The following is a 728-nucleotide window of genomic DNA, read 5'->3' as shown; positions in this document are numbered from 1 at the left end:
AGTAGCAACACTTTGAAGCGCTTCTGGTTTCGTGTACCACTATGGTTCATATTTAAGCCTGATTTTAAGTCTCTAAAACTTTCCTTTATTTGCATTCGAGTGCCATAGATAGTGGTGACTTGCTTGGCATTTCGCGCTGCCTGTGTGAGCGATGTTGCCAATAACCAAGGTTCCTTTTCACGTTCCGCACAACTCCTTGATTGACTACTTTTCCTCTCTCTATCTCCTGATACCGTTTTGTCTTTTCGTCCTTTAGCTTTTCGCCAATACACGACCAATCGAGTGCTATGCCCGACGGATTTTGCCAATAAATACTTACCTAGGTTTTTAGCGTTAGAGGTCGCGAGTCCATATAAACGCTTAATGGGGAGCCATGTATCAGTCCCTGACTTTAAACAATGTGTGTTACTTCTACAGCGCCCCACATAGTCCCAACCTAGGCGCTCAATGAGCTTAAACCAAGGGGTTTTAAACCCCGCATCGGTAACAATAATCGGTTTACACGCCTCAGGTCGCATTGACTTTAAATTGTTCATAAACACGCGGTGTGTCTCTGGCTTTTCTTTCGTCTTGAGGCAATGGACTTGCTCATATAAAGTTAAAGAGCGCCCTTGAGTTGCAAGCGAGGCACGGATTAAAAACAAACCTTTAAATGTATCAAGATCAGACCAATCTACGTGGAGCACAGGCTGCGAGAGCTGGCCCACGAGTAAAAATGTCATGCGTGT

1 protein-coding gene is annotated in these 728 nt (G+C 44.5%); it reads right to left on the bottom strand.

Translation table 11 applies throughout. The features are described from left to right. Window positions 1-728: IS4 family transposase (locus N482_RS07050; RefSeq protein WP_155730531.1), on the bottom strand; the 728-nt coding region annotated here is incomplete at both ends.

The sequence above is a fragment of the Pseudoalteromonas luteoviolacea NCIMB 1942 genome, from assembly GCF_001625595.1.
Lineage (GTDB): Bacteria > Pseudomonadota > Gammaproteobacteria > Enterobacterales > Alteromonadaceae > Pseudoalteromonas > Pseudoalteromonas luteoviolacea_A.
Note: the sequence above shows the minus strand (reverse complement) of the source record. Positions and strands in the feature narration are given on the sequence as shown.